The sequence below is a fragment of the Bradyrhizobium dasycarpum genome, from assembly GCF_042019905.1.
Lineage (GTDB): Bacteria > Pseudomonadota > Alphaproteobacteria > Rhizobiales > Xanthobacteraceae > Bradyrhizobium > Bradyrhizobium japonicum_B.
In genome coordinates this window covers 2,991,628-3,018,465 of sequence record NZ_CP169574.1, presented here as the reverse complement: position 1 = coordinate 3,018,465, position 26,838 = coordinate 2,991,628, and the positions used below count along the sequence as shown (strand labels likewise).

The 26,838-nt window shown below is 64.9% G+C and carries 21 protein-coding genes and 5 pseudogenes; 16 read left to right on the top strand and 10 right to left on the bottom strand.

What is annotated here, in order from left to right:
• The first annotated feature begins 156 nt into the window (after nt 1–156).
• From ACETMP_RS14635 to ACETMP_RS14615, 5 genes and pseudogenes are all read left to right on the top strand, one after another.
• Nucleotides 157–894, top strand: a complete 738-nt coding sequence (locus ACETMP_RS14635) for an SDR family oxidoreductase (RefSeq protein WP_375161471.1) — start codon at nt 157–159, stop codon at nt 892–894.
• A 63-nt stretch (nt 895–957) separates the two neighbouring features.
• Entirely contained in the window at nt 958–1,959 is a 1,002-nt protein-coding gene (locus tag ACETMP_RS14630) for an NAD(P)H-dependent flavin oxidoreductase (RefSeq protein WP_375161470.1), read from the top strand.
• Nucleotides 1,960–2,068: 109 nt separating this feature from the next.
• Nucleotides 2,069–2,488 carry a hypothetical protein gene (locus ACETMP_RS14625; protein ID WP_375161469.1) on the top strand — a complete coding sequence of 140 codons (420 nt, stop codon included), beginning with the start codon at nt 2,069–2,071 and terminating at the stop codon, nt 2,486–2,488.
• A 248-nt stretch (nt 2,489–2,736) separates the two neighbouring features.
• Nucleotides 2,737–4,308, top strand: coding sequence for an alkaline phosphatase D family protein (locus tag ACETMP_RS14620; RefSeq protein WP_375161468.1), 1,572 nt, complete (start codon nt 2,737–2,739; stop codon nt 4,306–4,308).
• 206 nt (nt 4,309–4,514) lie between these two features.
• Nucleotides 4,515–5,334, top strand: a pseudogene (locus tag ACETMP_RS14615) (aldo/keto reductase).
• A 168-nt stretch (nt 5,335–5,502) separates the two neighbouring features.
• On the opposite strand, the gene ACETMP_RS14610 reads toward ACETMP_RS14615, so the two are convergent.
• Both ACETMP_RS14610 and ACETMP_RS14605 read right to left on the bottom strand, forming a co-directional pair.
• The gene (locus ACETMP_RS14610; protein WP_375161467.1) at nt 5,503–5,739 is read right to left on the bottom strand and encodes a hypothetical protein; all 237 of its coding nucleotides are present in this window, start codon (nt 5,737–5,739) and stop codon (nt 5,503–5,505) included.
• 97 nt (nt 5,740–5,836) lie between these two features.
• A complete protein-coding gene (locus tag ACETMP_RS14605) occupies nt 5,837–6,289 on the bottom strand; it encodes a hypothetical protein (protein ID WP_375161466.1) in 453 nt (150 codons plus the stop codon).
• Nucleotides 6,290–6,448: 159 nt separating this feature from the next.
• Here ACETMP_RS14605 and ACETMP_RS14600 point away from each other — a divergent pair, with 159 nt between their 5' ends.
• The gene (locus ACETMP_RS14600; RefSeq protein ID WP_375161465.1) at nt 6,449–6,718 is read left to right on the top strand and encodes a helix-turn-helix domain-containing protein; all 270 of its coding nucleotides are present in this window, start codon (nt 6,449–6,451) and stop codon (nt 6,716–6,718) included.
• An 18-nt stretch (nt 6,719–6,736) separates the two neighbouring features.
• A complete protein-coding gene (gene hpaD, locus ACETMP_RS14595; protein WP_375161464.1) occupies nt 6,737–7,591 on the top strand; it encodes a 3,4-dihydroxyphenylacetate 2,3-dioxygenase in 855 nt (284 codons plus the stop codon).
• Nucleotides 7,592–7,601: 10 nt separating this feature from the next.
• Here the strand turns inward: hpaD and ACETMP_RS14590 are convergent, their stop codons facing one another.
• Nucleotides 7,602–8,834: a PLP-dependent aminotransferase family protein gene (locus ACETMP_RS14590; RefSeq protein WP_375161463.1), complete on the bottom strand. Its 1,233-nt coding sequence runs from the start codon at nt 8,832–8,834 to the stop codon at nt 7,602–7,604.
• An 88-nt stretch (nt 8,835–8,922) separates the two neighbouring features.
• Nucleotides 8,923–9,450, bottom strand: coding sequence for a DUF3124 domain-containing protein (locus ACETMP_RS14585; protein ID WP_375161462.1), 528 nt, complete (start codon nt 9,448–9,450; stop codon nt 8,923–8,925).
• A 64-nt stretch (nt 9,451–9,514) separates the two neighbouring features.
• Here ACETMP_RS14585 and ACETMP_RS14580 point away from each other — a divergent pair, with 64 nt between their 5' ends.
• The 4 genes and pseudogenes from ACETMP_RS14580 to ACETMP_RS14565 all read left to right on the top strand — a co-directional run bounded on the left by ACETMP_RS14580 (nt 9,515) and on the right by ACETMP_RS14565 (nt 14,929).
• Nucleotides 9,515–11,245, top strand: coding sequence for a cation:proton antiporter (locus ACETMP_RS14580; protein ID WP_375161461.1), 1,731 nt, complete (start codon nt 9,515–9,517; stop codon nt 11,243–11,245).
• A 168-nt stretch (nt 11,246–11,413) separates the two neighbouring features.
• Nucleotides 11,414–12,489: pseudogene (gene ribB, locus ACETMP_RS14575) on the top strand (3,4-dihydroxy-2-butanone-4-phosphate synthase).
• A 137-nt stretch (nt 12,490–12,626) separates the two neighbouring features.
• Nucleotides 12,627–13,841: an acyl-CoA dehydrogenase gene (locus ACETMP_RS14570; protein ID WP_028135001.1), complete on the top strand. Its 1,215-nt coding sequence runs from the start codon at nt 12,627–12,629 to the stop codon at nt 13,839–13,841.
• A gap of 163 nt (nt 13,842–14,004) precedes the next feature.
• A pseudogene (locus tag ACETMP_RS14565) lies at nt 14,005–14,929 on the top strand (MBL fold metallo-hydrolase).
• A 120-nt stretch (nt 14,930–15,049) separates the two neighbouring features.
• On the opposite strand, the pseudogene ACETMP_RS14560 reads toward ACETMP_RS14565, so the two are convergent.
• Together ACETMP_RS14560 and ACETMP_RS14555 are read right to left on the bottom strand one after the other, a co-directional pair.
• Nucleotides 15,050–15,903: pseudogene (locus ACETMP_RS14560) on the bottom strand (DUF1499 domain-containing protein).
• Between the two features lie 199 nt (nt 15,904–16,102).
• Nucleotides 16,103–17,731, bottom strand: a complete 1,629-nt coding sequence (locus ACETMP_RS14555) for a fatty-acid--CoA ligase (protein ID WP_375161460.1) — start codon at nt 17,729–17,731, stop codon at nt 16,103–16,105.
• 64 nt (nt 17,732–17,795) lie between these two features.
• Between ACETMP_RS14555 and ACETMP_RS14550 the strand changes: the two are divergent.
• Nucleotides 17,796–18,949, top strand: a pseudogene (locus ACETMP_RS14550) (extensin family protein).
• Between the two features lie 110 nt (nt 18,950–19,059).
• Here the strand turns inward: ACETMP_RS14550 and ACETMP_RS14545 are convergent.
• Nucleotides 19,060–19,737, bottom strand: coding sequence for a L,D-transpeptidase (locus ACETMP_RS14545; RefSeq protein WP_257177117.1), 678 nt, complete (start codon nt 19,735–19,737; stop codon nt 19,060–19,062).
• A gap of 335 nt (nt 19,738–20,072) precedes the next feature.
• Here ACETMP_RS14545 and ACETMP_RS14540 point away from each other — a divergent pair, with 335 nt between their 5' ends.
• Together ACETMP_RS14540 and ACETMP_RS14535 are read left to right on the top strand one after the other, a co-directional pair.
• The gene (locus ACETMP_RS14540) at nt 20,073–21,050 is read left to right on the top strand and encodes a magnesium transporter CorA family protein (RefSeq protein ID WP_375161459.1); all 978 of its coding nucleotides are present in this window, start codon (nt 20,073–20,075) and stop codon (nt 21,048–21,050) included.
• 206 nt (nt 21,051–21,256) lie between these two features.
• Nucleotides 21,257–21,475, top strand: a complete 219-nt coding sequence (locus tag ACETMP_RS14535; RefSeq protein WP_028135008.1) for a hypothetical protein — start codon at nt 21,257–21,259, stop codon at nt 21,473–21,475.
• A gap of 1,193 nt (nt 21,476–22,668) precedes the next feature.
• Here ACETMP_RS14535 and ACETMP_RS14530 read toward each other — a convergent pair.
• Both ACETMP_RS14530 and pdxH read right to left on the bottom strand, forming a co-directional pair.
• On the bottom strand, nt 22,669–23,421 hold the full coding sequence (locus tag ACETMP_RS14530) for an SDR family NAD(P)-dependent oxidoreductase (protein ID WP_028135009.1): 753 nt from the start codon (nt 23,419–23,421) through the stop codon (nt 22,669–22,671).
• Nucleotides 23,422–23,471: 50 nt separating this feature from the next.
• Nucleotides 23,472–24,113 carry a pyridoxamine 5'-phosphate oxidase gene (gene pdxH, locus ACETMP_RS14525; protein WP_257193345.1) on the bottom strand — a complete coding sequence of 214 codons (642 nt, stop codon included), beginning with the start codon at nt 24,111–24,113 and terminating at the stop codon, nt 23,472–23,474.
• A gap of 113 nt (nt 24,114–24,226) precedes the next feature.
• Between pdxH and ACETMP_RS14520 the strand changes: the two genes are divergently transcribed.
• Entirely contained in the window at nt 24,227–24,634 is a 408-nt protein-coding gene (locus ACETMP_RS14520) for an RT0821/Lpp0805 family surface protein (protein ID WP_375161458.1), read from the top strand.
• A 109-nt stretch (nt 24,635–24,743) separates the two neighbouring features.
• Nucleotides 24,744–25,706 carry a DnaJ C-terminal domain-containing protein gene (locus ACETMP_RS14515; protein WP_375161457.1) on the top strand — a complete coding sequence of 321 codons (963 nt, stop codon included), beginning with the start codon at nt 24,744–24,746 and terminating at the stop codon, nt 25,704–25,706.
• Between the two features lie 313 nt (nt 25,707–26,019).
• Here the strand turns inward: ACETMP_RS14515 and ACETMP_RS14510 are convergent, their stop codons facing one another.
• The gene (locus ACETMP_RS14510; RefSeq protein WP_375161456.1) at nt 26,020–26,790 is read right to left on the bottom strand and encodes an anti-sigma factor family protein; all 771 of its coding nucleotides are present in this window, start codon (nt 26,788–26,790) and stop codon (nt 26,020–26,022) included.
• Nucleotides 26,791–26,838 lie beyond the last annotated feature (48 nt).

The following is a 26,838-nucleotide window of genomic DNA, read 5'->3' as shown; positions in this document are numbered from 1 at the left end:
TCTCCGGAGCAGGCCAGTCAGTCAGAAAAAGGAACTGACTTGAATGATCAAAGCTATTTGCACGAAAGCCTATCATTCAGCCGTGTAGTTTGACAGTTCTATTTTAGAACTATAGCCTCGCTGCCACATACACCGCTCTCACCGGAGGAGGCGACCTTGCCCAAGCGAAACGCGACAGCGGCCGTGATCGGGGCCGGCGATTTCATCGGTTCCGAGATCGCCAAGAAATTTGCAGCCGAAGGCTTCACGGTTTTCGCCGGCCGCCGCAACGGCGACAAGCTGGCGCCGCTGGTGAGGGACATCGAGGCCGCCGGCGGCGAGATCCATGCGCGCTCGCTCGACGCGCGCAAGGAGGAAGAGGTCATCTCCTTCCTCAACGACGCCGACAAGCATGCGCCGCTCGAGGTCTGCATCTTCAATGTCGGCGCCAACGTCAATTTCCCGATTCTCGACATCACCGAACGCGTGTTTCGGAAAGTGTGGGAGATGGCCTGCTATTCCGGCTTCCTTGCGGGGCGCGAGGCGGCGCGGCTGATGCTGCCGCGCGGCGGCGGCAACATCTTCTTCACCGGCGCCACCGCCTCACTGCGCGGCGGCAGCGGTTTTGCGGCCTTCGCCAGTGCCAAGTTCGGCTTGCGCGCAGTGGCGCAGGCGATGGCGCGCGAGCTCGGCCCGAAGAACATCCATGTCGCGCACCTCATCATCGATTCCGGCGTCGACACCGAATGGGTGCGGCAGCGCCGACTGGAGTCGCTCGGGCCCGATGCGCTTGATAATCCCGATCTCTTGATGCCGCCGTCCTCGGTTGCGGACGCCTATTGGCAGCTCTACCGGCAGCCGAAGAGTGCCTGGACCTTTGAAATGGAAATCCGCCCCTTCGGAGAGAAATGGTGACCGCCTCGCAAAAGTCCGGCTAGACTAAGCTCAACACAGGCGAATTCCGGGAGGAGAAACCAAGTGAAGACTGCGATCACCGAGCTGTTCGGCATCGAGCATCCCATCATCCAGGGCGGCATGCATTTCGTCGGCTTTGCGGAGCTGGCCGCCGCCGTCTCCAATGCCGGCGGGCTCGGCATCATCACCGGTCTCACCCAGAAGACGCCGGAGCTGCTCGCCAAGGAGATCGCGCGCTGCCGCGACATGACCGACAAGCCGTTCGGGGTGAACCTCACCTTCCTGCCGACCTTCGCAGCGCCGCCTTATCCGGAATACATCGCCGCCATCGTCGAGGGCGGCATCAAGGCGGTGGAGACCGCCGGCCGCAGCCCGGAAGCCTACATGCCGGCGCTGAAGCAAGCCGGCATCAAGGTCATCCACAAATGCACCTCGGTCCGCCACTCGCTGAAGGCCGAGCGCATCGGCTGCGACGCCGTCAGCGTCGACGGCTTCGAGTGCGGCGGCCATCCCGGCGAGGACGACATTCCGAACATGATCCTGCTGCCGCGCGCGGCGGAGGAATTGAAGATCCCGTTCGTTGCCTCCGGCGGCATGGCCGACGGGCGCAGCCTCGTCGCCGCGCTGTCGCTGGGCGCAGCCGGCATGAACATGGGCACGCGCTTCATCGCCACCAAGGAAGCGCCGGTGCATCAGAACGTGAAGAACGCGCTGGTCGCGGCCACCGAGCTCGATACCCGCCTGATCATGCGCAGCTTGCGCAACACCGAGCGCGTGCTGAGAAATGCCAATGTCGATCGCCTCATCGAGATCGAGCGCGAGAAGGGCGACAAGCTGAAGATCGACGACATTCACGACCAGGTGGCGGGCGTCTATCCCAAGATCATGCTGGAAGGCCAGATGGACGCCGGCGCCTGGAGTTGCGGCATGGTCGCAGGGTTGATCCATGACATCCCCTCCTGCAAGGAACTCATCGATCGGATCATGGCTGAGGCGGAACAGATCATCCGTAGCCGCCTGATGGGTTTCCTGGACGGGACGGGGACGACGCGAAAGGTCGCCTGACACCGCCAAACTTCTTAACCACGGCGGCACTTGGCCGCTGGAATTCCACGCGACGCCTCCTAAATAGGGGTAAATTACCCCTTTCATAATGGAATTTCAGGAGGCGTCTGTGGTCCTGAAAAGCGGTTCTTTTGCAATTGCCGTTGCCCTCGTCATCGCATGGGGCGGCATCGCGCGCGCCGACGACTACAAACCAGGCGAATATCTCGGCCTCGATCTCTCCAGGGCCGTGCTGTCGCCGAAGCGTCTCGGGCCCGAGACGCAGTTCGCCCCGGTCGCCCTCGAAGCGCGCGGCGGCAACGAGGCGCAGGCACGCGCCGAGCCCGTCGACGTGCCGAAGAAGGTGGCGGCCGAGCGCGTCCGTGTGACAGAGCCGAAGGCCGCGCACGCGAAGAGCGCGCAGCCGCGCGGCGCAGCCCGCGCGAAGCTGGTGCATCGTCACGGCAACCCGCTCGACGCGCAGGCGATGGACACCCGCATCCAGACCTGGCCCTGCCGCACCGGCGGCATCTGCAACTGGAAGCGCTAGGGGTGATGGGATCAGATTTGATTGCTCCAAGGCATGTGCGCTCCCTCTCCCCGCAAGCGGAAGAGGTGAACGACCCGCGGCAGTCGATTTAACCTAAACCGATTCCGCGCTAGGCAGCGGCGCTGCGGCCGCTGCATCTCGCCCCGTCATCTCCTCGTCGCAAAATCGTCGGCACGGGGTCAAGAAACCGTAAGCCGGGAGTCAAGGAGCGCAGGCACCTTCCGTCGCGATTCGACGAAGGTTTCCGAATGGCAACGCTCCGCGCTTCGCGCGCATGGACCCGGCGGCAATTCCTGGTCCGTTCGACTTCAAGCCTGGCGGTTGCCTCGCTCGGCACGCTCGCAACCCCGTATCTCAGCCGCGCCGCTGATCGTCCGCAGGTCGCCGGCGGGATTCAGTCTGGCGACGTCTGCGACGGCTCCGCGGTGGTCTGGGCGCGCGCCGACCGACCCGCGCGAATGCGCGTGGAATGCTCGACCGTCGAGAGCTTCAAGACCGTCATTGCGTCGGCCTCGCGCGACGCGCTGCCGGACGCGGATTTCACCGCAAAGCTGCTGCTGAACGATCTGCCGCCGGGACAGGAGGTCTTCTACCGCATCCGCTTCGACGACATCGCAACCGGCCTTCGCGGCGAGAGCCGCATCGGCCATTTCAGCACCGCGCCGGCCGTCGGCCGGTCGATCTCGTTCGTGTGGTCCGGCGACGTCGCGGGGCAGGGCTGGGGCATCGACGTCGCGCGCGGCGGTTATCGCAGCTATCGCACCATGCTCGACAACCGTCCCGATTTCTTCATCCATTCCGGCGATCACATCTACGCCGACTGCACGATCCCGTCGGAGCAGAAGCTGCCGAACGGCGAGACCTGGCGCAACCTCGTGGTCGAGGAAAAGTCCGAGGTCGCGCACACGCTGGCGCAGTTTCGCGGCAATTACAAATACAATCATCTCGACGAGAACTATCGCGCCTTCCACGCGGAAGTGCCGATGTTCGCGCAATGGGACGACCACGAGGTCACCAACGACTGGTCGCCGACCGGCAGCTACGATGACGCAGGCTTCGAGGATGACGGCACCCCGCGCCTGGTCGCGCGCGCCCGCCGTGCCTTCTTCGACTTCATGCCGATCCGCGATATCGGCGCGCAGGGCCGGGTTTATCGGAAGATCGCCTACGGCCCGCTGCTCGACATCTTCATGATCGACATGCGCAGCTATCGCGACGACAGCTGGAACAAGGGCAGTGACCGGCGCGGCTGGATTCTTGGTGCCGAGCAGCTCGCCTGGCTGAAGCGCGAGCTCGCCGCCTCGCGCGCGACCTGGAAGGTGATCGCAGCCGACCTGCCGATCGGTCTGATCAGCCTGGACGCCGTCGCGCTCGGCGACGGGCCGCCTGATCGGCGCGAGCACGAGATCGCCGATCTGCTCAGCTCCATCAAGCGCGCCGGTGTGCGCAACATCGTCTGGCTCACCGCCGACATGCACTACACCGCCGCGCATCATTATGATCCGAGCAGGGCGCAGTTCCAGGAGTTTGAGCCGTTCTGGGAGTTCGTCTCCGGCCCGCTGCATGCCGGGACCTGGGGCCCGGCCGCGCTCGATGACACCTTTGGTCCGGTCGCGATGTACCAGAACGGCTGCAGCGCAGCGCAGGGCGAGAATCTGGCGCCTTGTTTCGGCCTGCAATTCTTTGGCCGTGTCGATATCGACGGCCGCAGCGGCGTCATGACCGTGACCTTGAAGGACGTCGATAATCGCAGCCTCTGGTCGGTCGACATCGCGCCGCAGCCGCAGGCGCGTCCGGCCGTGGTGGCGCAGCATTCGTGAGGGGCGGGCGCTCTGAGTTCGGTCGTCATGCCCGAGCGTCCCGGACAGGTCCGGTGCGCATCTAACCCGATCTTGATTGGCGGCCTCGTGCCCCCCGCGTTATAGTTTTCATTCCCACCACCTCTTTTCCATTACCAAAGAGAAAGAGTCCGTAGCCTGCGGCCTCGCCGCGTGTCCGGCGGATGCAATACGTCAGGAGCCTGTTCATGGACAATCTGAAGACGCAGGGCATCAGCATGCCCAAGCTCGGCCTCGGCACTTTTCGCATGCAGGGCGATGCCTGCCGCGCCGCGGTCGAGAGCGCGCTGTCGATCGGCTATCGCCACATCGACACCGCGGAGATGTATGCCAATGAGGAGCCGATCGGCTCAGCCATCGCGGCGTCCCGCCTGCCGCGCGGCGAGCTTCACGTTACCACCAAGGTCTGGCACGAGAACCTCACGCCGGATGCGATCCGGCGCGCCTTCGATGCCAGCCTGAACAAGCTCAGGCTCGACCATGTCGATCTCTATCTCGTGCATTGGCCGTCGAAGGCTGCGGATTGGGGCGCGGTATTCGAGACCTTGATGAGGCTCAAGGAGGAGGGACGCACGCGCGCGATCGGCGTCGCCAATTTCACCACGGCGCTGCTCAAGCTCGCGGTCGAGGACGTCAGGGCGCCGATCGCCTGCAACCAGGTCGAATATCACGCCATGCTCGATCAATCCAAGGTGCTGGCTTATCTCGCAGCGAAGTCGATCCCGCTCGTCGCGTATTGTCCGCTGGCGCAGGGGCGGGTTGCCACGGATCCGGTGCTGGCCGAGATCGGCGCCAGGCACAATGCGACCGCCGCGCAGGTCGCGCTGAAATGGCTGCTCGACCAGGACGGCGTCGCCGCGATCCCAAAGCGCCTCGCGCCGCGAGAGCCAGCAAGCCAACCTCGATGCGCTGAAGATCACGCTCGACGATGCCGACCGCAGGAAGATCGCAGCCCTGCCGAAGGATCGCCGCTGCGTCAATCCGGGTTTTGCGCCGCTGTGGGACTAGCTTCGCTTCGAACGCTCATGGAATCGTAGGGTAGGCAAAGGCGCACTTGCGCCGTGCCCACCACCTCTCAATCATTATGGAAGCGGTGGGCACGCTTCGCTTTGCCCACCCTACGAGACCGCAAGGAAATGGCCCCGTGAGGGGCCATTTCCAGGTCGCTTACCCGCATTAGTCCCAGTGATGGTGGCGATGGCTGCGCTTGATCACCACGACCTTGTTGCGATGGTGGCCGCGATGCCAGCCATGGTCGCGATGCTTGCGGAATTCCGCGCGAGCACCGTAGGGGCCGTGATGATGATGGTGATAGCCGCTACGCTTAATCACCACCGTCTCGGCGCTTGCCAGCGTCGGTGCCGCGATCACGAGCGCACCCAGGGCCGCAACCACATAACCAAGCTTCTTCATGATGTCCTCCTCCAAAACGAATGCCGAATTTAAACCGGGCATTCGCGCGAACGTTCCGGCAGATTCGCAGGAGAATTCTGAACAGCTGTTCAGGTGTCTAATCGCAACGCTGTTGCGGCGGCGTCGGCGCGCCGGTCGCGACGTATTTGCCGTCGCGGATCGTGTACTCGCCGCGCTCGCTGCGATTGTAGATCGCGCGCAGGCTGCCGTCCTTCAAGAGCGCCAAGCCGAACTCACGCGCTTGATGCAGCGACGGGAAGTACACCATCACATTGAGCAGGCCGTCGGCGCTGATCGTGGCCGACACCACCTCGTTCTCGTCCTTGGCGTCGCCGAAATTGCGCCGGTACATCACCCGGCCGTCCTTCCGGATCTCGTAGCTCAGGAGCGCACCCTTGTCGCGGTCGGGCTTGGCGGCGCAGTCGACCGCCCACGCGCCGAGCAGGCCCCATTGCTCGACCGTCGCGGCCAGCGTCCCGGCACTGGCTGCAGGCGTGATCGCCGCCCACAGCAGCGCAGCCGCGATCCAGCGGCTCAAACAACGCGTCATGTCCTTAAAGAACCCCGCCTCGAAGAATTCCAAAGTGTAGCATCCCGCCCGTTTCCGTCCATGGCGGCCGCCGATCACTCGCGAATTTGATCGGCGTCAATGAGCCCGGGCTTCTCCGGGGTAGGATGGCGTTTCCCGAAGGCGAACCTGGATAGACCAATGCTGAATCAAGTCGTGGATTTTGCGGGCGAAGTGCTGCCGGGGAGCTGTGCCGTGCCGCCTTATTCCGAGACCGAGTTTCTGGCCGAGCTGGGCGATCGCCTGCGGTCCTCGCGCCTGCGTTGCGACCTGTCGCGCCGCGAGCTGGCCCGTCGTTCCGGGATCTCCGAGCGCTATATCGCCCAGATCGAGGCCGGCAAGGGCAACGTCTCGATCGTGCTTTTGCTGCGGCTGGCCTCGGCAATCCACGGCAGTCAGCCCCAGGCCTGACGCTTCGAGGGGACGACCATGGGGCAGCTCGCACTCGCCGCCAAGGTCACCCACGTTCCGTCGTTGATGCTGTCGGAGCAGCCCGGCAGCCCGCTGCGAGCCGCGCGCGAGCCGGCGGTCAGGTCCTTGCGCGAACTCGGGCGGCGGGCGAAAGAGCGCCGCGTCACCTGCTTCGTGGTGTTCGACACCCACTGGCTCTCCAATTTCGGCTACCACATCAATGCCAATGCGAGGCATCGCGGCTCGTTCACGAGCCACGAGGCGCCGCAGATGATTCAGGACCTGCGTTACGATCTGCCGGGCGATACGGGCCTGGCGCAGGCCATCGCTGACAGGGCGGGGGAGGCGGGCCTGAACGTGATCGCCCATCAGGTGGCGAGCCTCGGGCTCGAATACGGCACGATCGTGCCGATGCACTACATGAACCCGGACGGCTTTGCGAAGGTCGTCTCGGTGGCCTCGCCGCTCTTCACCTCGTTCGAGGAGAGCCGGATCCTCGGTGAAGCGACCCGCCGGGCGATCGATGCATCGGGCGAGCGGGCCGCAATCCTCGCCAGCGGCTCGCTCTCGCATCGGCTCTGGCCGAACAAGAAGCTCGGTCCAGAGGCCTGGACCTCGGTTGCCAGCGAGTTCAATCGTCAGGTCGATCTGCGCGTGCTCGAGCTGTGGCAGGGCCGTCGCTACCGCGAATTCCTCGACATGCTTCCGGACTATGCCACGAAGTGCAACGGCGAAGGCGGCATGGCCGACACCATCATGCTATTCGCCGCGCTCGGCTGGTACGATTATCGCGGCGCCGCCGAGCAGCTCTGCGACTATTTTCCGTCGTCCGGCTCCGGCCAGGTCAACGTGGAGTTTCACGTCGAGGCGTGAGGCCGCGGCCTCAGGCCCGTTTCTCCACATTGGCGCTGCGGGCCGGCACGCCGAACTCCTTGCGGCAGACCTCGGCCAGCACGGCGATGCCCTCGCGAATCTGCTGATGCGTCGGACTTGCAAAGCACAGCCGCAGCCGTGAGCTGGAATGGCCCTTGTTGGTCGACCATTCCGGCCCCGGATTGATCGAGACGCCGGCGGCGAGCGCTGCCTGATACAGCTTCAACGTATCGACCCGGTCGGGCAGCTTCACCCAGAGGAAGATGCCGCCCTTGGGCTCCTCGAATTCCGCCGCCGTCCCGAACTGCTCGTTCAGCGCCTCCATCAGCGTGTCGAGCTTGGTGCGCAGGGCCTTCGTCAGGGCCGGCACATGGGTCGAAAAATGCGGCTTGCAATAGGTGGCGAGCACCATCTGCTCCAGCGCGCCGGAGCCGGCATCCGTCTTCAGCGCCAGCATCCGCGACATCACCTCCCAGGGCGCCACGATGAAGCCGACGCGCAGCGCCGGCGCGATCGATTTCGAGAACGAGCCGATATGGATCACGCCACCGCCGTCGCTCATCGCGTAGATCGCCGGCGGCCGCTGCCCGGACCAGACGAGGTCGGCATAGCAATCGTCCTCGAAAATGGGCACGCCATATTCGGTCGCAAGCCGGACCATCTCGACGCGGCGGCTCTCGGGCATGATGCTGCCGGTCGGGTTCTGCACCGTCGGGATGGTGTAGATGTATTTCGGGCGGATGCCGCGGCCCTTCAGATCGGCCAGCGTCGCGGCCAGCAGATCCATGCGCATGCCGTCCTTGTCGAGGGGCACGCCGACCACGTTGACGCCGAGCCGCGCCAGGCGGGTCAGGGAGCCCTGATAGCTGTCCTGCTCGAAGATCACGGTGTCGCCGCGGCTCAGCAGCGTCGCGTTGACGAGGTCGAGCGCCTGCAGCGAGCCGGAGACGATCAGGAGATCGTCGACCGTGCAGGTGATGCCGGCATCACGCTTCAGCTTCGTCACCAGGAATTCGCGCAGGGGCAGGTAACCCTGCGGGCCGTGTGCCAGCCCGTAGGTGGCGAGCGAGCGGCCCTCGCGCCGCAGCACCGTGTTGGTCGCTTCGATCAGCTCCTCGAGCGGCACCTGCTCGGAATCGTTGTTGCCGCCGACAAAGCTGTATTTGGCAAGGCCCGTCCAGCGCGCGGACGGGGCCGGCAGCCCTGCCGGAAACAGGGGCGCGAAATCGAAGCTGGACGTCATGGGGCGTTCCTCGTTTCTGTTCTTGTTGAACCGGCCGGCGTTGCACCGGCCAGCCTTGTGTCTTGCCGGCCGTCCGGGCCGGACGGCGTTATTTCCTGGTGACCGTCCGGGTCGGACGGCCCTGGCTGATGAAAGCGTAATGCGCATTGGCGACGCCGCCAACCATCAAGGCCTCGACCACGGGCTCGGCGATCTCGCCTGTCGCGGCCCAGTCGACCAGGAAATTGGCCCCGGTCCCGCCGCGCACGTCGTCGATGGGAATGAAGACCGAGACGGTGGCCAGCGGCTTCAAGGCCACCGGCGCCTTCAGATAGTTCTCGACCTGCTTGCCTGCGGTGTCGAAATAGGCGATGCGTTTGATCACCAGCGGCTGGGTCTCGGACGCGTTGTGAACACTCAAGGTCACCGAGAAGTCGATGCGCAGCTTGCCCTGGCTCATCGCCACGCTGGAGTAGGCGGGCACGTAGAATCCGCCGGAGACGGCGAGTTCTTCCTTCGGCATCGCAGTGAGGGAATCGGCAAAGTTCTGTTCGATATTGATCTTGGATTGTGCGGCGGCGGGCACGGCAACGGCGAGAGGGCATAGCAGCATTGCTGCGAGCACCCCCTTTCGCATGTGACGAATTGCTCGCTTGCCGTGCCGCAACCCGTCTCTAGGGTGCAAAACGGACCAATTTGGTATGCACGAGCTCATTCGCGACATCACTCTTTCTATCCTCTTCGCCTGGATGCTGGGCCTGCTCGCCCATTTCTCCCGGCAGCCGCTGATCCTGGCCTACCTTATCGCCGGCTTCTGCATAGGTCCATTCGGCGCCGGCTGGGTCCATTCGCAGGAATCGATCAGCGTCATCTCCGAGCTTGGCCTGATCTTCATGCTGTTCATGATCGGCCTGGAGATCGACCTGAAGAAGATCGTGCGGGCAGGGCGGGTGATCCTGTTCGCGGCGGGCAGCCAGCTGCTCGGCGGCTGCCTGCTCGGGGGGCTGTTCTTCGTCGGCATCGGCCTGGCGCTGGGCGGCGGGCACTTCGATGCGGTCTACCTCTCCGTCGCCTGCGCGCTGTCGAGCACCGTCATCATCGTCAAGGTGCTCTACGAGAAGCGCGAGCTCGATACGCTGCCGGGCCGCATCACGCTCGGCGTGCTGGTGCTTCAGGACATCTTCGCCATCCTGTTCCTGGCGGTGCAGCCGAGCCTCGCCAATCTGCAGATCAGCGTCATCCTGCTCTCGATCGGCCGCGTCGCGGTGCTGGTCGCGGCCGCGCTGCTGGTCAGCCGCTACGTGCTGCCGCGGCTGTTTCATCAGATCGCCCGGCGGCCCGAGCTGATCCTGCTCGGCGCGCTGGCCTGGTGCTTTCTGGTCGCCGAGACCGCGTACAGGCTGTCGCTGTCGCGCGAAATGGGCGCGCTGATCGCCGGCGTCTCGCTCTCGACCTTTCCTTACGCGCTCGACGTCACCGCCAAGGTCACCACGCTGCGCGACTTCTTCATCACCCTGTTCTTCGTCGCGCTCGGCATGACCATTCCCGTGCCCGGCCTCTCGGTGATCAGCCTCGCCTTGATGATCGCGGCGTTCACGGTGGTGAGCCGCCTCGTCACCACCTTCACCCCGCTCTATCTGATGAAGCAGGGCCTGCGCGCCAGCCTGCTGCCGGCGCTGAATCTGGCGCAGATCTCCGAGTTCTCGCTGGTCGTGATCCAGACCGGCATCACCGATCACCACATCGCAGCCGAGACCGCGAACGCCGCCTCCTTCGCCTTCGTGGTGCTGGCGGTGCTCTCGACCTTCGCGATGAGCCGCAGCGACGAAATCACCCGCTGGGCGATCGGTCCCTTGAAACGGATCGGCCTGCGCGACCTCGACCATGGCAGCGGCCATGGCGAGGAGGGGCACGAGGGTGGCCACGGCGAGGCCCGCCGCATCGTCATTCTCGGCTTCTTCCGTGCGGCGAGCGCGCTGCTGGCCGAGATCGAACGGCAGACGCCGGTGCTGCTCGAGCAGATCACGGTGGTCGACTTCAACCCCGATGTGTACCAGACGCTGCTTTCGCGCGGCCTGCACGTGATCTACGGCGATATCAGCAATGTCGATACGCTGCTCCATGCCGGCATCGGCAAGTCCGAGATCATCATCCTCAGCGTGCCGGATTCGCTGCTGAAGGGCGCCACCAACGAGAAGCTGGTCCGCCACGTCCGCGCGCTCAATCCGACCGCCCTGATCGTCGCCACCGCCGACCTCCTGGCCGACGTCGGCGCCCTCTACGAGGCCGGCGCCAGCTACGTCACCGTGACCCGGCTCAGCGATGCGCACGAGCTGTTCACGGTCATCGAGGCGGCCCAGGCCGGCCTCCTGGCCGACAAGCGCGCCGAGCTCGATCAGCGGCTCGGCGAACGGCGCGAGGTGCTGCCTTGACGGCATCCGGCGGCCTTCCTCTCCGCTGTCGGCGCCTATATCCTGGTATCTTCGGTGCAAGCTGGCCTGCGATGGCCCGCCGCCCGGAATATGCGGTTGCGTCCAGGACACTAGCGCCCCGGTCCAAGTCCGGCTAAGCCTCCCGGCATAACCGATAGAGATTGGGAAATGCCCGATAGCATTCAGGAAGTCTTGCAGGCCTTTGCCCGGGGCGAGCTCGTCGTCGTCACCGATGACGAGGACCGCGAGGGCGAGGGCGATCTGATCGTCGCCGCCTCGCTCTGCACCGCCGAGAAGATGGCGTTCATCATCCGCCACACCTCCGGAATCGTCTGCGCGCCGGTGACCAGCGAGGACGCGCGCCGCCTGCGGCTCGATCCGATGGTGGCCCATAACGATTCGCGCACACCACCGCGTTCACGGTGTCGATCGACTACAAGCCCGATGGCGGCACCGGCATCTCCGCCGAGGAGCGCGCCTCCTGCTGCCGCGCGCTGGCCAATCCCAACGTCGGCGCCAACGATTTCGCCCGGCCCGGTCACATCTTCCCGCTGATCGCCAAGGACGGCGGCGTGCTGTTGCGCTCCGGCCATACCGAGGCCGCGGTCGATCTCTGCAAGCTCTCCGGTCTGCCGCCGGTCGGCGTCATCAGCGAACTGATGAACGACGACGGCAGCGTGATGAAGGGCGAGCAGGTCGCGCAGTTCGCTGCCAGGCACAAGCTGAAGCACGTCACTATCGCGGACATGATCGCCTACCGCCAGGCGCGCGAGAAGCTGATCGAGCGGGTCTCGACCTTCGTCACTGAAAGCCCGATCGGACCGTTGCAGGGCTACGCCTACCGCTCGCCGTTCGATTCCATCGCCCATGTCGCTTTCGTCTATAACGGCGTCGGTGACGGCAAGAACGTGCTGACGCGCTTCCACAAGCCGAACATCGTCAAGGACATCTTCACCGGGCACAAGCGCATGGCGGCGGTGCTGGAGCATTTCAAGAAGTCCGGCCGCGGCGTTCTGGTCTACTTGCGCGACGGCGCGGCCGGTGTGCCCGTCGCGGCGCTGCCGGACGAGACCGCGACGGAGGCCGACCGCAACCGCCAGTGGCGCGAGGTCGGCGTCGGGGCGCAGATCCTGCGCGATCTCGGCGTCACCTCGATCCGGCATCTCACCTCCTCGGTGCACGACTACAAGGGCCTATCGGGCTTCGGCATCGAGATCGTCGCCAACGAGCAGCTCGAGAGTTGACGCGCAGTAGCGTTCCGGGATGGCGCTGAAGCGCCGGACCCGGAACGACCGGAAACCAGGACGCAATTGCACTTGTTGCCGCGGCGCTTTAGTTTGTCGGGCAATTGTTGACGGAACCAGACGTGAAAGGACGTTTCATGAGCGTGCGCCCTCAGGCCAAGGACAAGCCGGCTGCGGCTTCTTTCCAGTGGGACGATCCGTTCCTGCTCGATGAGCAGCTCACCGAAGACGAGCGCATGGTGCGCGACACCGCCCGTGCCTACGCCCAGGACAAGCTGTTGCCGCGCGTCGCCAAGGCCTATCTCGAAGAGAAGACCGACCGCGAGATCTTCAACGAGATGGGCGAGCTCGGCCTGATCGGCATCACGCTGCCGGAGGAATATGGCTGCGCCAATGCGAGCTATGTCGCCTATGGCCTCGTGGCGCGCGAGATCGAGCGGGTCGATTCCGGCTACCGCTCGATGAACTCGGTGCAGTCCTCGCTGGTGATGTACCCGATCTACGCCTATGGCGACGAGAACCAGCGCAAGAAATACCTGCCGAAGCTCGCCAGCGGCGAGTGGGTCGGCTGCTTCGGCCTGACCGAGCCGGACGCGGGCTCCGATCCCGCCGGCATGAAGACGCGCGCCGAGAAGGTCTCGGACGGCTATCGCCTCACCGGCAGCAAGATGTGGATCTCGAACGCGCCGATCGCGGACGTGTTCGTGGTCTGGGCCAAGTCGGCCGCGCACGACAACCAGATCCGCGGCTTCGTGCTGGAGAAGGGCATGAAGGGCCTGTCCGCACCGAAGATCGGCGGCAAGCTCTCGCTTCGCGCCTCCATCACCGGCGAGGTCGTGATGGACGGCGTCGTGGTTCCGGAAGACGCGCTGCTGCCCAACGTATCGGGCCTGAAGGGTCCGTTCGGCTGCCTCAACCGCGCCCGCTACGGCATCTCCTGGGGCGCGCTCGGCGCGGCCGAGGACTGCATGCATCGCGCCCGCCAGTACACGCTCGACCGCAAGCAGTTCGGAAAGCCGCTCGCCGCAACCCAGCTGGTGCAGAAGAAGCTCGCGGACATGGAGACCGAGATCGCTCTCGGTCTTCAGGGCTCGCTTCGCGTCGGCCGCCTGATGGACGAGGGCAAGTTCGCGCCCGAGATGATCTCGATCATGAAGCGCAACAATTGCGGCAAGGCGCTCGACATCGCCCGCACCGCCCGCGACATGCACGGCGGCAACGGCATCTCGATCGAGTACCACGTGATGCGCCACGTCCATAACCTCGAGACGGTCAACACCTACGAGGGCACCCACGACGTCCACGCCCTGATTTTGGGCCGCGCCATCACGGGCATTCAGGCGTTCTTCTAGTCACTGTGTTTTCCGCTGCGGCTAGCTTGCTCCACTGTCATCGCCCGCGCAGGCGGGCGATCCAGTATCCCAGAGACTTCGCTTTTGTCTCTGGCGCCGCGGCGTACTGGATACCCCGCCTTCGCGGGGTATGACGGCAGCGAGTGTGGCTACAGGAAGTCCCATGTCCGACAACGACGACGTCCCGTTCAACCGCAATTTTCCGCTGCAGCCGGGCCTCGTCGAGGAAGTCCGGCCGGGCGTGCGCCGCGTGCTCTGCAACAATCCAAGCCCGTTCACCTTCACCGGCACGGTCAGCTACATCGTAGGCACCGGCAACGTCGCGATCATCGATCCGGGTCCGGACGATGAGGCGCATGCGGCTGCGCTGCTCGATGCCGTGCGCGGCGAGACGGTGAGCCATATCTTCGTCACCCACACCCATCGCGACCATTCGCCGAACACGGCGCGGATCAAGCAGGCGACGGCGGCGCCGGTCTATGCCGAGGGTCCGCACCGGGCCTCGCGCCCGCGTTTCGAGAGCGAGAAGCACAATCCGGAATCCGGCGCCGATCGCGATTTCGCACCGGACGTCAACCTCGCCCATGGCGACGTCGTCGAAGGCGACGGCTGGCGGCTTCGAGGCCGTGGCGACGCCGGGGCACACCGCCAACCATCTGGCCTTCGCCTGGCCGGAGCGGAAGTTCAACTTCGTCGGCGATCACGTGATGGGCTGGTCGACCTCGATCGTGGCGCCGCCGGACGGCTCGATGATCGACTACATGGACTCGCTGGACCGGCTCGCCGCCCGCGAGGAAGACCTCTATTTCTCCGGCCACGGCCCCGAGATCCCCGAGGGCCAGCGCTTCGTTCGCTTCCTGATCCGGCACCGCAAGGCGCGTGAGGCCTCGATCCTGCACCGCCTCGCCAAGGGCGAGACCGACATCCCGACCCTGGTCCGCGCGATCTATATCGGCATCGATCCCAGGCTGACCACGGCCGCCGGCTATTCCGTGCTGGCGCATCTTGAGGATCTGGTCGCCCGCGGCGTGGTCGCCACGGATGGCGATCCCGTGATCGGCGGGACGTATCGGATGGCGAACGTCTAACTCTCCGCCGTCATTCCGGGGCTCGCGAAGCGAGAGCCCGGAATCCATTCATCGGCAAACTCTGCCGCCCGATGGATTCCGGGTTCGATGCTGCGCATCGCCCCGGAATGACGGCGGGAGTCACTTCTTCACCGTCTTTGCCGGTGCCTTCGGCGGCGCGACCGGCGTCTTCTTCACCGGCTTGAGCGCGTCGGCATCGGCGGCGGTGTTGAGGTCGTCGATGAATGTCTTGATCCGCGCGGCGTTGCTGCCGAGATCGTTGTCGAAATTACGCGAGGCCGAGCGGATATCGACGCGGAATCATCGCCGTCCGCCACGAATCTGATCGAAATGTCCTCGCGGAAACCCATGATCGGCGTGCGCGCCACCGCCTCGATGCGGCCGATGCGGCGCGGCGGCTGCGGCGCACGCTCGTCGATGACGATCCATTTGCGCTTGTGGACGAGCTGGAGGGCGATCGCATAGGCGCGGTCGACGGAAATCTCGAGCTCGACCGGCTCGACGGCGGGATAGAAGCGGCGCTGCTGCTCCGCCGAATAGAGGCCGGCATAGACCGCGGGGTTGGTGCCCTCGCCGGTACGCAGCCGCGCCAGGGCGTCGAAGCGCGGCGGGTCGATCGGGTCGGTGGTGATGTCGTAGATCGCCGGCAGCTTGCGATATTGCAGGGCCAGATAGGCGGGATAGGCGAGGATCGCTCCGTCGATCAGGAAAGCGAGCAGGATGCGCGCCATGCCGCGCGAGCCGTTCTGCCAGATCGCGGCAAAGCCGGCGAGCCCGAACAGGATCGAGAGACCGGCGATCGCGAGCCCGCCGACGAAGGTGGCGAGCGCCGGCTTCGGCTCCAGGAAATCGAAGCGGACGATGATGATCGACACCACCACCGCCACCACCGCGAACACGGCCAGATTGCGCGCCCAGCTCGCGAGGCTGGACACGGGCTCCGACTGATAGGGAGCGGAAAACCTGCGGGCCATCGAGTGAGCTCTGCCGGGTGTTGGGCGCGGTGCCGGCCGATTGGCGCGACGCTGCGCCGTTGAGACCACGGCGCGAGGGCAAATTCAAGGGAGACCGGACTGTTACGGCCCGTCATTCCGGGATGGCCCGAAGGACCAGGCCCGGATCTCGAGATTCCGGTCGGCTCTTCGAGCCGCCCGGAATGACGTTGTGTGAGCCTCACGCTGCGGCGTTCGGGAAGCGATAATCCTTGAACTGGTCGCGCAGCGCCGTCTTCAGGATCTTGCCGGTGGCCGTGTGCGGGATACCCTCGACGAAGGCGACGTCGTCGGGCATCCACCATTTGGCGATCTTGCCGTCCATGAACTTCAGGATCTCCTCGCGGGTGGCCTGCTGGCCCTGCTTGAGCTGCACGATCAGCAGCGGCCGCTCGTCCCATTTGGGGTGAAACACGCCGATCACGGCGGCTTCCGCCACGGCCGGATGACCGACGGCGAGGTTTTCGAGGTCGATCGAGGAGATCCACTCGCCGCCGGACTTGATCACGTCCTTGGAGCGGTCGGTGATCCGCATGTAGCCGTCCTCGTCGATGGTCGAGACGTCGCCGGTGTCGAAGAACCCGTCCTCGTCGAGGATGTCAGTGTCGACGCGGTAATAGGCCTTGGCGACGGCGGGGCCGGAGACCTTGAGGCGGCCGAAGGTCTTGCCGTCCCAGGGCAGCTCCTTGCCGGCATCGTCGGTGATCTTCATCTCGACCGCGAAGGGCGCATAGCCCTGCATCTGGAGCACGTCGAGCTTGGCATCGCCCGTGGCGTTCTGGAACGGCGGCTTCAGCGCCGCGACGCTGCCGATCGGGCTCATCTCGGTCATGCCCCAGGCGTGACGCACGTTCGAGCCCATATCGAGGAAAGCCTTGATCATCGAGCGCGGCATCGCCGAGCCGCCGCAGATCACCATCTTCAGATCCGGCAGCTTGAGATTGTTGGCGGACATGTGCTGGAGCAGCATCAGCCACACCGTCGGCACGCCGGCGGTGTGCGTCACCCTCTCGGTCGAGAGCAGCTCATAGACCGAGGCGCCGTCGAGCTTGGCGCCGGGCATGACCAGCTTGGTGCCCTGCGAAGGCGCGGAGAAGGCGATGCCCCAGCTGTTGGCATGGAACAGCGGAACCACCGGCAGCATTGTCTCGGACGCACTCGTTCCGAGGGCGTCGACATTGTTGGCCATCAGCGCGTGCAGCACGTTGGAGCGATGCGAATACAGCACACCCTTGGGATCGCCGGTGGTGCCGGAGGTGTAACACATCGCGGCTGCCGTGTTCTCGTCAAAGTCCTTCCATTTGAATTTGCCGTCCGCCTGCGCGATCCAGTCCTCGTAGGCGATCACGTTCTTCAGCGTGGTCTGTGGCATGTGCGCCTTGTCGGTGAGCACGACGTAGCGCTCCACGCTCGGCAGCTTGTCGGCGATCTTCTCCAGGATCGGAATGAAGGTGAGGTCTGTCATCACGATGCGGTCTTCCGCATGGTTGATGATCCAGGCGATCTGCTCGGGGAAAAGGCGGGGATTGACCGTATGGCAGATGGCACCGATCCCCATGATGCCGTACCACACCTCGAGATGGCGCCAGGTGTTCCAGGCGATGGTTGCGACACGATCTCCGAGCTTGATGCCGTCGCGCTCCAGCATCTGCGAGACCTTGAGCGCGCGCTTGTGGATCTCGGCGTAAGTGGTGCGATGGATCGGTCCCTCGACCGAGCGTGTGACCACCTCCTGCTTGCCGTGAATTTTGGCGGCGTGTTCGATGATCCGGTGGCAGAGCAGGGGCCAATCTTGCATCAAACCAAGCATTCCGACGTTCCTCCGAGAAGCCGCTGGGCGCGTTGTCGCTCTCAGCGTTGGGCCAAAGATTGCCATGACTTTTAGCCTGCCGGACTTTCGCCGCAAATGGTCTTGTCGCGGCTATATGTCCGCCGGCGCGGCAATGGTTACCGCTGCGCTGGGCCTGTCGCTTGTGCTGGTCGAGCAGGCAGAGGCGCGAAGGCATGCATCCCCCTGGACATCTTCGGTATCGCGGCACCCCGGCCGCGTCCGGCGGTACATTCCGCCAAAATTCCGCTGCCGAGACCGCGCCCCGAGGAGGCCCCCAAAGCGCCGGAAGCGACGCCGGCGGAGGCCGAGGACAAACCTTCCCGGGACAAGCCGTCTGCCGATAAGCCGGCAGCAGACAAGCCCGCCGAGGCCGCGGCGCCGCCCGAGAAGCAGGCCTCGGCCTGCCGCCTCGCGCTGACCGAGGAGATCGCGATCGCGCCGTCCATTCCGGATATCCGCGGCCCCGGCGCCTGCGGCGGCGAGGATCTGGTGCGGCTGGAAGCCGTGGTGCTGCCGGACAAGCGCAAGGTGACGGTCAAGCCGGCCGCGATCCTTCGCTGCACAATGGCGTCCGCGATCGCCGATTGGCTGCGCCAGGACATGGTGCCGTTGGCCAGCAGCCTCGGCTCGACCATCAGCGACCTCGATAATTTCAATTCCTTCGAATGCCGCGGCCGCAACCGCGTCGCCGGCGCGCTGCTGTCGGAGCACGGCAAGGCCAACGCCGTCGACGTGCGCGCCATCAAGCTGACCAACGGGCAGTCGATCGGCCTCACCGACCGCACCATGCCGCGCGAGGTGCGCGAACGCGTGCTGCACTCGGTCTGCGCGCGGTTTTCCACCGTGCTCGGCCCGGGCTCGGACTGGTACCACGAGGACCATATCCATCTCGATCTGGCGCAGCGGCGCAACGACTACCGGATCTGCCAATGGAATATCTGGGATCCGCTACCACAGGTCGCCCCGCTGCTGCCGGCGGAACGTCCCGAGGATGCGCCACCGCGCGAGGTTGCGGCCAAGCCCGAGGCCAAGCCTGAGGCCAAGCCTGAGGTCCGGGAAGGCGCTGACGAGGCGGCGGCGGAGAAGGCTCCAGCGCCTGCGGAGAAGCCGGCGGCCGAGGGCAACAAGTCCCGGCCGCACAAGCCTGCAACAAAAAAAGCGCCGGTGAAGCCGGCGCTTTGGGATGTCAGAGCATGATCCGGAAAAGTGCGCAGCGGTTTGCCGGAAAGATCATGCGCAAATGACAACCTAAAGCGCGATGACGATTCATCCAAATCTCATCGCGCTTTAGGCAGATCGGGCGGCGATCAGTAGCTGACCGCCTGGCTGTTGCCGAGCGCCAATCGCGAATTGTACGGCGAGTCGCCGTGCTTGGGTTCGAGCACCACGACGAGGGTGCCGACCTTGACGCGATCATAGAGATCGATCGCGTCCTCGTTGGTCAGGCGGATGCAGCCTGACGAGATCGAGGCGCCGATATATTCCGGCTGGTTGGTGCCGTGGATGCGGAACAGCGTGTCCTTGCCCCCTGAATAGAGGTACAGCGCGCGCGAGCCCATCGGATTGTCCGGGCCGGGGGCGACATAGGTCGGCACGCCCAGGCGTGAAATTTCGCCGGGGGTGGGGTGCCAGGCCGGCCACTCGGTCTTGCTGCCGACCTTGGCGATGCCCGACCAGGCCATGGCCTCTTCGCCCACGGTGATGCCGTAGCGGATCGCCTTGCCGCCCTCCAGCACGTAATAGAGGTAATGGTTGTCGGAATCGACCACGATCGAGCCCGGCGATTCCTTGCGGTGGTATTCGACGATGGCGCGGCGGAACGGCTCTGCGACCGGGGCGTTCTCGTATTTGACCTTGGCGAGGAGCTCCTTGTCCTTCGGCTTGAAGGCCTTGGTGTCAGTCGCCTCATAGCGAGTGGCCTGCATGCAGCCCGACAGCATCAGGCCGGCGGCCAAAATCCCAAACATAACTTTCAGCGACGACATGGTTTGGTTCCAATCAAAACAATACCGTGCGGAATGCCTGAGCCTAACGCCCAAGTTCCTCGACTCCGTTAATCCCATTATCGTTGAAATCTGCCACAATTCCAGCACTGAAGCCCTTTTCCCGCGCTGCGAGAGCCCAGCTGTGGCTTTTCTGCCGCAAATTTTGCAGCACTGTGCAGGTTTTTGGGCCGGAAATGGCCAGCTGTCGTTTCCACGCCACAGTTGAGCCGTGACGTGACCGCAAATCCAAACGCTTCCTTGATGCACTTGTCATCGTGAACTGGCCAGAATCGCGCTAAGGGCTGGCCTTCTGTCGCAGGTCTCCGGAGTCGTGCATGTTTTCGGTCTTTGTTCCCTCCGAGTCCGCCCTGAAGAAGGTCCTGATCGAGGATCTTTCCGCGTTGCCGGACGGCGCGGTCTGGATCGATCTCGTCAATCCGAGCGCGGCTGAGGACAAGGCGGTGGAGCGGCTCGCGGGCATCGCCATCCCGACCCGGGAAGACATGCAGGAGATCGAGATCTCCAGCCGCCTCTACATCGAGAACGGCGGGCGCTACATGACCGCGACGCTGATGTGCCACTCCGATACCGACATGCCCCGGACCACGCCGGTGACCTTCATCCTCGCCGACCACCGCCTGGTGACGGTGCGCTACGACCTGCCCAAGCCGTTCGCCCTCGTCGAGGCCAAGCTCGCCCGCTCCTGCACGCCGTCCGTCACCGGCGAGACGGTGCTGATGGAACTGCTGGACGCCGTGATCGACCGCTGCGCCGACATCCTGGAGCGGTGCGGCGCCGAGATCGACCAGGTCAGCCACGACATCTTCGAGCCGGAGAGCGAGCGCCACGGGCAGGCCAAGAGATATTCCCAGATCCTGATCTCGATCGGCCGCAAGGGCGACCTGACCTCGAAGGTTCGCGAGAGCCTTGTCTCGATCGGGCGCGTCGTGGCGTTCCTGTCCGCGGTCGTGGAGGGCGTGAAATGGTCGAAGGACATGCGCGAGCAACTCAAGACCATGCAGCGCGACGTGGCCTCGCTGACCGACCACGCCTCCTATCTCTCCAACAAGATCACCTTCGTGCTCGACGCCATGCTCGGCGTCGTCAATCTCGAGCAGAACAACATCATCAAGCTGTTCTCGGTCATGGCCGTTGTCCTGATGCCGCCGACACTGATCGCCTCCGTCTACGGCATGAACTTCAAGGTCATGCCGGAACTCGAATGGGTGCACGGCTATCCGATGGCGCTGGTGATGATGCTGATCGCCGCGATCGTCCCGTACTGGATCTTCAAGTGGAAGAAGTGGCTGTGATCGCGCCGCGCGCTCGGAAAATAGCTACCGAGACCTTACGCCGGCCGCACAGAGACGATGAATCGTGTCGCAGAATAGATCGGGATTGCGGCATCGCGGTGATGGGTGCATCGTGCCGCAATTCCTCCGGTAAAATTTGAGCGGTGGGCTGAACGTTTGCGCGAAACTTGTCTGCGATAAGTGGTGCGTAGCCGCGAGGAACAACCATGGTTGAAAAACACATAACGTCGCCCCGCAACGTCATCGATCTGGCGAACTATCGTCAGGTCTTGGCGAGCGGCAAGGCGTCGTCGATGTCGGTGCGCATGTGCCGGCACTGTGGTGCTCCGCTGCTCGACGGTGAGAACGACGACGACTGCTCGACCGCATTCAGCTCGGCCGCGCCGCGGCCGCGCGACAGGTCACGTCGGATTCGAATCGATTGAGGAACGGAAGACGAGGGCGATCCAGGTCTTGCGGCGGCGTTGTCTGGATCGCCTTGCTTCCTCTCTTTGCAGTCTTTTTCAGGACAGTCAGCTGCGACGCCTGATGGGCAGGTGCGCTAGAGGCCGACTGAACCGCCCGCTCAGCTGAAACAGAGCCCTGTGTCGGCCTCTGTCAATCCGTTCCGTTGAAAATATTCCACTTTACCGAAATTCGGTTTTGACGTATGTGTCGCCCATCCCGGCTCAACCAGGAGGGGCGATCTCGAGGTCGTCTTGATCGCGAGCCGGGCTTGCGGTGGACGCGGCAGCGTCGGCACGAGAGGTGCGGGCAGGGCGGGTAATCCCTGTGAGCCCGCGGCTTCGTGCGGACGAACGGCGCTGCTAGGCTTCGTCTCGCTTGTAAGTTTCCGGCTCCGTCGACAGGGCTGGGAATACTGCGGCGACAGGGCGGGCCGTGCGTACGGCAAAACCGTGTGGTCCTGGCCGTCGTTGCTACGGTCAAGCCGGATCGAAGATGTGCGCGAGCCCAACCGGGCGGACGGCATCGCCAATTCGAACGGCGAGGGAGGCCAGAAGGAAAGTTCGGCTCCCGGGAGAGCACGGCATAAGCCGTCCGACCACCGCGCAGGGAAGGCCGAGTGATCGGCACCACCTGTATGCTGCTGTGCGGTTCTTCCTGCGTGTGCATTTTCGCGCAGCGGACCGCGGGTGCGATGTCAGCACCCGGCCTTCCCTGCGCCCTCTTGGCTTTGAGGGTGGAGTGATCAAGCAAAACTCGGGCGAATTGCGCCGCGAGGCTGCGAAGGCGTGTCTGCAACCACATACTCAGTGTCATCGCCCGCCTTGTGCGCACTTGCGCACTGGGGCGGGCGATCCAGTATTCCAGAGGCCGCAGTGATTGAACCGAGAAGCCGCGGCGTACTGGATTCCCCGCCTTCGCGGGGAATGACAGGGGTGCTTGGAGAAGCAACTCTCGCCTCATACGCTCGCAATGACGAGGAGAGAGCCGGTGCCAAACTCCACTCTCGTGCCCCGGACGCAGCGCAGCGTCACTTCGACGGTGCGCTGCAGAGCCGGGGCCCATCTCTCCACGCGTGCCCTGTCGCTTTCGGAGGCCCGGCTCTGCGCGGCGGCACTGCGTGCCGCAGCGCGACCGGGACACGGGAACGGCCGGGGCCGCCGCTACGAACGGATCACACGTGCTGGCCACCGTTGATGTGGATCTCGGCGCCGTTGACGTAAGAGCTGGTGTCCGTGCACAGCACGTAGATGATCTTGGCGACCTCGTCGGGCGTGCCGAGGCGGTGCATCGGGATCTGCTGCTCGACGATCTTTTCGGTGCCCGGCGACAGGATCGAGGTGTCGATCTCGCCCGGCGCGATGGCGTTGACGCGGACGCCGATGCGGCCGAAATCGGAGGCCATCTCGCGCGTCAGCGAGGCGAGCGCGGCCTTCGAGGTGGCGTAGGCGGCGCCCGCGAACGGATGCACGCGCGAGCCCGCGATCGAGGTGACGTTCACGACCGAGCCCCTGGCCGCCTTCAATTCCTCGATCAGCCCGCGCGCGATCATGATCGGCGCGAAGAAGTTGACGTGAAAGACATGCGTCCAGGTCTCGAGGTCGGTGTCGACCGAGCCGAGCCTCGATCCGCCCGGTCCCTTCGGCGAGATCGCGGCGTTGTTGACCAGCGCATGCAGCATGCCGCCTTCGAGACGGTTGCGGATGTCGGAGATCGCGCGGGTCGTGTCCTTGGGATCGGCGAGGTCGACCTGGATGTGGTCCTCAGGACCGGCATCCCACGGGCAGTCCTCGGGGAAGGGGTGCCGCGAGCAGGTGATGACGCGCCAGCCCGCCGAGGAGAAGCGGATCACTGTGGCGTGGCCGATGCCGCGGCTGGCTCCGGTCAGGAGCAGCGTGCGGCGCGGCGCATTGGACGAATGCGGCATGGACATCTTTCAGGTCGGCCCAAAGCTCGAGACAAGGATCAAGATGAGGCTCAAGGATACATCCGCGTCTTGGACCACTTCTGGCCGGCCGCGTCACGACGAAATTCGATGCGGTCGTGCAAGCGGAACGGGCGGTCGTGCCAGAACTCGATCCGGGAGGGCGTGATGCGCCAGCCACTCCAGCCCGGCGGCCGCGGCACTTCGCCGATGACGTATCTGGCCGCGACTTTCGCGATGGCCTGTTCGAAGGCGAAGCGGCTCTCCAGCGCCTCGGACTGCTTGCTCGCCCAGGCGCCGATCTGCGCCTGCTTGGGCCGGGTGGCGAAATAGGCGTCGGCTTCGGCGTCGGTCACCGGCGTCACGTTGCCGCGGATGCGGACCTGACGGCGCAGCGACTTCCAGTGAAAAAGTAACGCTGCCTTAGGATTTGCGGCGAGTTCGCGGCCCTTCTGGCTGGCGATGTGGCTGTAGAAGACGAAACCCTCGGTATCGAAGCCTTTCATCAGCACCATGCGCACGTCGGGGAGGCCGTCGGGATCGACGGTCGCGAGCGCCATGGCGTTCGGATCGTTCGGCTCGCTCTTGATCGCCTCGTTCAGCCAGCTCTCGAACAGCGCAAACGGCTCGTCGGCGGCGGTGAAATCACCGGATGTTAAGGGTGTCTGGTGTTTCATCGAGGTCGTGTCGGTCATGTCTGGAGTCCGAGTTGCGTCCCGCGGCCCAAAACGCGTTGTCGTCCGCTACCGCCCTATATAGGGCATGGGGACGCGTTGGCCTATCGGCGATCCGGCCGTCCGGCTTCGTCATGACGATCATTCTCGTCGGGCTCGGAGCCGGGGGCTGCAGCTTTTCCCGCACCGACCAGAGTGCCTACGCCAAGGCCGACGACAGCGACCTCACCGGCTCGATCGCGCGGCCGGCGAAGGACGCCCCGCCGACCGAGACCGATATGGCCTTCGCCCGCAACGCCGCCACCGACGTCCTCAGCAAGGGCGACAAGGATTCCAGCCAGCATTGGGAGAATCCGGAGACCGGGGCGCGCGGCTCGGTGACGCCGATCGCGCAATCCTATGCCGCCGAGGACGGCCGCAAATGCCGCGATTTCCTCGCGAGCTACGTCAACGGGACGACCGAAAGCTGGCTCCAGGGCGCCGGCTGCCAAAGCAGCCGTGGCCGTTGGGAGATTCATACGCTAAAGCCGTGGCGGAGCTAGGAATCGGCGCACGCCCCTAGTTGCAAAAATGCCACTCTCTCCCCACATGGGTCGCAGGTGGGGCGGGGAGCCCTTTGAACAATTCGAATTCTTGAAGGAGACGTGACGGATGCGCGACCCCTATGAGGTCTTGGGGGTGCCGCGGAGCGCCAGCGCTGCCGCGATCAAGAGCGCCTATCGCAAGCTTGCCAAGAAGCACCATCCCGACAGCAACAAGGGCGACCCGAAAGCCGCCGAGCGCTTCTCCGAGATCAACTCGGCGAACGAGATCATCGGCGACGAGGACAAGCGCAAGCAGTTCGACCGCGGCGAGATCGACGCCGAGGGCAAGCCGCGCTTCCAGGGCTTTCCGGGCGGTGGCGGGCCGCGCGGCCGCGCCGGCCCCGGCGGGTTCGAAAGCTATACATTCCGCTCCGGCGGCGGTCCCGGCGCGGGCGGCGGCGCGTTCGAGGATATCCTCAACAGCATGTTCGGCGGCGGGATGCGCGGCGCCCGGCCGGGGGCCGGCGGCGGCGCTCAGTTCGACTTCGACACCGGCGGCATCGGGCTCGATCTCGACGTCAACGTTGCCATGTCCGTCTCGCTGGAAGAATCGGTCAAGGGCGGCGAGAAGCGCGTCCGGCTGCCGACGGGCAAGGAGCTCAACGTCAAGATTCCGGCCGGCGTGACCGAAGGCCAGCAGATCCGGCTGCGCGGGCAGGGCGAGAGCGCGCAGGGGCATCCGCCGGGGGATCTCCTGATCACCATCAACATCGCGCCGCACCCGTTCTTCAAGGTCGAGGGCGCCGACCTCCGGATCGACCTGCCTGTCACGCTCTACGAGGCGGTGCTCGGCGGCAAGGTCCGCGTGCCTACTCTCGGCAATGTCGTGGAGCTTTCGGTCCCCAAGAACACCTCCAGTGGCCGGACCTTCCGCCTCAAGGGCAAGGGCCTGCCGAAATCTGGCGGAACCGGGGATCTCTTCGTCACCGTCAGGATTATGCTACCGGACGGGAACGACGCCGAGCTTGAAGCATTGATGGAAAAGTGGCGGGACCAGCACCCCTACAATCCACGTAGCGGGCTTGGTTAGGTAATCGAACTGAAGGGGTTCTCCTAACGACCTAGGGCATCGTCGTGGAGATGATGCTCATCATATGCTTGAGGCGTGGTAGCGCTTCAGGAATTCGACGTATCGGCCGTCCGGCGGGGCAGCCGATAAAAAGGTGCGGCCTCGAGAGGGGGACCAGCGCGGTACCAAAAACCCCAATCGAGGCCGCCCGCGTCGATCGGCGGATCGAACGCTGCTCATTTTCGCGTGATCATCCGGTGCGATAATGAGACGCGCCGATGTCTTGATTCCAAATTTTCAATGACGGAATCTGGGCACCGCGCTCAAGCGGTGGTTAGGTGCCGTTTTTCTCGGCCTGGTCGTAGACCGCCTGCGCCACCTTGGTCAGCCGATCGCGATCGCCGCCGCCGCTGACGACGTAACCGACACCGCGTTCGGCCCAGAACAGCGCGCCGTCCTTGTCGGTCCTGGCGTAACGCATTTGCGTCGCACCATTCTCGGTCTTGGCGGTGTAGATCGTGTAGCGCTCGCCCGAGGCGCCCTCATACATCAGGAACGACGCCGGGCCGCTCGGCCCCGGCAAAAGCCGGCCGCCGACCAGCTTCAGCCCGCTGGCCTCCAGGTTCGGCGCGAACACGGTCCAGCCGCAGCGCCGGGTCAGCCAGGCCTGGAGGTGGTCGCGCTCGTTGCCGCCGACCTCGACGGGGTGGCGGACCTCGACGACATAGAGGCGGTGCGCGTCGAGCGCGTCCGCGGTGAGGCTCTGGAAGGTCGAGGGGGCGCTGGCGGCGCCATGTGCGACCCAACCGGCGGTGCCGCCGGCGACGAAGGCAACCAGCACAGCCGCGGCGGCGCCATAGAGCCATTGCCGCGGGCGGCGCTCCAGTCGCTCGAGCTCCAGCCGTGCCGGGACCGGCTCGTGGGCGATGGAATCGTAGCGGGCGTGCAGCATCTCCGCCATGGCGCGCCACGACTGTACCCGCTCTGCCTCGTCGGGATGGGCGGCCAGCCAGGCCTCGACGTCGGCGCGGCGCTCGGCCGGCAGCTCGCCGTCGACATAGGCGTGCAGTTCGTCCTCGGTCACTGGGATCTTGCGCTCGTTCATCTCGATCGTCTCTGGCTCTGTGGCCCACAATGTCGTCCAAAGTTCAAC